This window comes from Cereibacter ovatus (assembly GCF_900207575.1).
Taxonomy (GTDB): Bacteria; Pseudomonadota; Alphaproteobacteria; order Rhodobacterales; family Rhodobacteraceae; genus Cereibacter_A; species Cereibacter_A ovatus.
On the sequence record NZ_OAOQ01000040.1, the window covers coordinates 1 to 3,990 of the forward strand.

At 66.2% G+C, this 3,990-nt stretch carries 4 protein-coding genes and 2 pseudogenes; all 6 read left to right on the forward strand.

Annotated features, from left to right (window positions below; all coding sequences use genetic code 11):
* Positions 1-756 (forward strand): annotated as a pseudogene (locus CRO07_RS17930) (transposase); the annotation flags it as partial.
* Between the two features lie 64 nt (positions 757-820).
* Positions 821-2,007, forward strand: a protein-coding gene (locus CRO07_RS17935) for an IS3 family transposase (RefSeq protein ID WP_407919647.1) whose coding sequence is annotated in 2 segments (ribosomal slippage) — positions 821-1,076 and positions 1,076-2,007 — 1,188 coding nt in all. Because the reading frame shifts where the segments join, the coding sequence is not laid out codon by codon here.
* Between the two features lie 7 nt (positions 2,008-2,014).
* Positions 2,015-2,314: pseudogene (locus CRO07_RS17940) on the forward strand (transposase); the annotation flags it as partial.
* Positions 2,315-2,696: 382 nt separating this feature from the next.
* Entirely contained in the window at positions 2,697-2,924 is a 228-nt protein-coding gene (locus CRO07_RS18835; protein WP_062563528.1) for a DUF6511 domain-containing protein, read from the forward strand.
* 10 nt (positions 2,925-2,934) lie between these two features.
* On the forward strand, positions 2,935-3,144 hold the full coding sequence (locus tag CRO07_RS17950) for a hypothetical protein (RefSeq protein WP_097031988.1): 210 nt from the start codon (positions 2,935-2,937) through the stop codon (positions 3,142-3,144).
* Positions 3,141-3,990 (forward strand): toprim domain-containing protein (locus tag CRO07_RS17955; RefSeq protein ID WP_235841105.1); only part of this gene is annotated, 850 nt, incomplete at its 3' end. The genes CRO07_RS17950 and CRO07_RS17955, both read left to right, overlap by 4 nt.

Sequence of the window (3,990 nt, forward strand, 5' to 3'; positions counted from 1 at the left end):
CCAGCCTCCATGGAGAAACTCCGTCCTGATCAACATCAGGCTCCAATCAGCCGATTACGACCAAGCCAGGAAGGTGGGGTTCAGGCGACGCTTACCGAGCGGCAGTTGATGGAGCAGATGCAGTATAACCTGCTGTTCCGCTGGTTCGTGGGGCTGGGCGTCGACGATCCCGTCTGGGTATCGACGGTGTTCACCAAGAACCGCGATCGGCTGCTGACGACGGAGATGTCGCGCAAGGTGATGGCCGCGATCCTGGCGCATCGTGAGGTCGCGCCGTTGTTGTCCGACGACCACTTCTCGGTGGATGGGACGCTGGTCAAGGCCTGGGCTTCGATGAAGAGCTTTCAGGCCAGGACGGGGGACACTCCGCCCGAGGACGACGGCTCGGGTGATCCGCCCGGACCTGAGGGCACCCCCGAAGACCAGCCTGAACCGACCCAAGCCGAGTCAGCCCCGATGCTCCGCCACACCCGCCAGCACCGCAACGTCGAGGTCGATTTCCGGGGCGAAAAGCGCTCGAACGCCACCCATGCGTCGACCACCGACCCGGACGCCCGGCTCTACAATAAGTCTCCCGGAACCGGCGCGATGCTGTGCTTCATCGGGCATGCGCTGATGGAGAACCGCAGCGGCCTGATCGTCCAGGGCGACCTGACCCGGGCCGACGGCCGTGCCGAACGGCGTGCCGCGCTGGACATGATCCACCGCCATTCCCCCGGATCGGCCCGGCGGCTGACGCTTGGGGCAGACAAGGGATGCTCTGACCCCCGACAACTCCTCCATCTGATACTGGAGTCCGGCCCAACGAGAGGACCGGACCATGAAGAGATCGAAGTTCACCGAAGAGCAGGTCATCGGCATTCTGCGGGAGCAGGAAGCGGGTGCGAAGACGGCGGAGTTGTGCCGCCGGCATGGGATCAGCAGCGCGACGTTCTACGCTTGGAAGGCCAAGTTCGGCGGGATGGAGGTTTCCGACGCGAAGCGGCTGAAGGCGCTCGAGGAGGAGAACGCCCGACTGAAGCGGCTGCTGGCGGAATCGCTGCTCGACCAGGCTGCATTGAAGGATCTTCTCTCGCGAAAGTGGTGACGCCCGCCGCCAGGCGCGAAGCCGTCGCGATCCTCGTGGAGCACCACGAGATGAGCGAGCGGCGGGCGTGTGCCGTGATCGGCGCGGACCGGACCTCGATCCGCTACCGCAGCCGACGCCCCGACGATCACGATCTGCGCGAGCGCCTGCGGGCGCTGGCGTCCGAACGCCGCCGGTTCGGCTACCGGCGGCTGCATGTGTTGCTCAGGCGGGAGGGACATGTCGTGAACCGCAAGAAGACCCAGCGGCTCTATCGCGAGGAGGGCCTTACCGTGCGCAAGCGACGGGGGCGGAAGAAAGCAACCGGGACGCGGGTGCCCCTGCTGACGGTGGCGGTGCCCAATGCGCGTTGGTCGGTCGATTTCGTGCACGACCAATTCGCTCAAGGTCGCCGGTTCCGGATCTTCAACGTGATCGACGACGTGACGAAGGAATGCCTCGCCGCGGTGGTCGACACCTCCATCTCGGGAAGGCGCGTCGCACGGGAGTTGACGGCCCTGATCGAACAGCGTGGCAAACCAGGCCTGATCGTCAGCGACCACGGCACCGAGTTCACCTCGAACGCGATGCTGGCCTGGAGCGAAGATGCCGGCGTGCCCTGGCACTTCATCGCCCCGGGCAAACCGATGCAGAACGGCATCTGCGAGGCCTTCAATTCGAAGATGCGGGACGAGCTCCTGAACGAGACGTTGTTCTTCGGACTGGATCACGCCCGCGAGGTCGTCGCCCGCTGGGTGGCCGACTACAACCTCGCGCGCCCACATTCAGCCCTCGGCTACCAGACCCCCGCAGCTTTCGCCGCTCAGAGCACCGCAATGGGCGATCGGCTCCACGAAACCGAAGCGTTCCGCCGCTCGCCCATTGCTCCCTCCGCGCAAGCGGGCAATTGTTACCCGCCGGCTCTGGTCTCAGCTGGATGAGCGTCGGGGGTCAGAGCAGGGATATGACGCGGCCGGGTTTGTCACCGACCTGCGGCTCGCCTGCGTGACCCCGCATGTCGCCCGGAAGTCGCGACATTCAGCGATCGACGGCCGCACCACCCGGCATGAGAGCCATGCCCTGTCCCAGAAACACCGCAAGCGCATCGAGGAGGCTTTCGGCTGGGCCAAGACCGTCGGTGGCATGGCTCAGACCGTCTATCGCGGCATCGAGCGGGTGCGATCCCGCTTCATCCTGACGATGGCCGCTAACAACCTCGCCCGACTGCCCCGGCTGCTGGCCGCATAAGCCGAAAGCCGGCATCGGGCGCGAACGCCGTTTCTCAGGAACGGGCCGGACGCGAAAGGCCGCCGTCCATCCAACGGAAAAACGTTCCGGCACGGCGACTAATTCAGCGACCTGTTACCCTCGGCGACCTCGAGGCCATGGCGGTGAACGCCATCTCGCGCTGGATCGTGATGCAGTCGGAACGGCTTCACCGGCAGGACTGGCCACGGGACGACCCGATCACGACGCTCTTGCTCGGGTAGCGCTCTGCGCCGTCTGCGCCCGGGAGGCCCGGGGCTTCGGTTACGTCCACCGGCTCCAGCACGACCGCTATCCCTATCACCGCTTCTGCTCGCTCTGCTGTCAGGACGTGGGCAGCGCAATCGCCCAAAGGAACAATGGCATGATCGACAAGACCGCCCGCGAGGCACAGGCCATCCGCGATGCCCGGGTGCTGTTCGCCGAAGCGCTGACCGACCTCGGCCTGATGGCGCCCTTCTTCAACCGGACCGCCGCCGACATCGACCGTCTGATCGAAGCGGCCGTGACCGGCTACGTCGACAGCATGCTGGCGCAAGGCGCGCGCAAGGAACGGACCGGCACGGCCCATGACGATCCGATTCCGTTTTGAGGGGGCCGCCATGATCGATCTGAACAATGAGGCCGCCCCCTGGACCGACCTTCTCGCCGCCGCGACGGCGAACGCCATCACCGACTTCGAGGTCGAGTTCTGCGAGAGCCTGCGCCAGAAGCTGGCGACATTCGGCGCGCGTGCCCGGCTGACAGAGGCCCAGCATCACAAGCTGACCTGCATCGCGCAGGCTGGCGGGTTCTGGGAGCGCGACCAATGATCGATCTGAACCATGGCTCGGGCTGCATCTACGGTCAGGATGCGCCGCGTCCGCCGATCGCCACGGCCGTCTCTTCCGCCATCGATGCGGCCCTGACGGCGCGCAATCGCGCCGAGCGCCCCCGAACCTACCTCCGCATCCGCGGCCTTGCCGATCCGGGATGCCCGGATCTGCTGTTCCACCCCGACCTGCCGGATTTCGACACGCGACGCGGTTGGCCGGGGCTGATCGCATTGCCACGCCTGGTGGATGGCACTCGCGCGCAGGGTATTCACCGGACCTTCCTGCTCGACGACGCCAGCGCCAAGGCGCCTGCCGGGAAGAAGATGCTGGGATCGGTAGCGGATGCGGCCGTGCGCCTGTTCGCCATGCCTGCGGACGGCCACCTTGGCATCGCTGAAGGCATCGAAACAGCATTGGCATCAAATGCCCTGTTCGGCACCGCTGTCTGGGCGGCACTCTCTGCCGACGGGCTCGCGCGGTTTCAGTGGCCGACGGGCACAACACGGATCACGATCTACGCCGATGCTGGCGATGCCGGTCGTCAGGCGGCCGCCACGCTCTCAGACCGGCTGAACCGGGCCGACATTCCGAACGAGATCGTGGTCCCGCTGAATGGCGACGATTTCAACGATGATCTGATGCGCGGAGCGCGTGCGGCGGACTATCGCCCGGAGATTTCGGCCGACGAGCCGGTCGGTATTGAGACATCGACGACAGTGGCTGTCCCGGCGCCTGGCGATCCGGACGCTCTGATTGCCGCCGCCGAGGCGCTGACCAACCCGCCCGAACTCGCCGCGCTCTCCAGCCTTCTCGGCCGCCTTGCGCTTGCCCGGCTCGATCCGC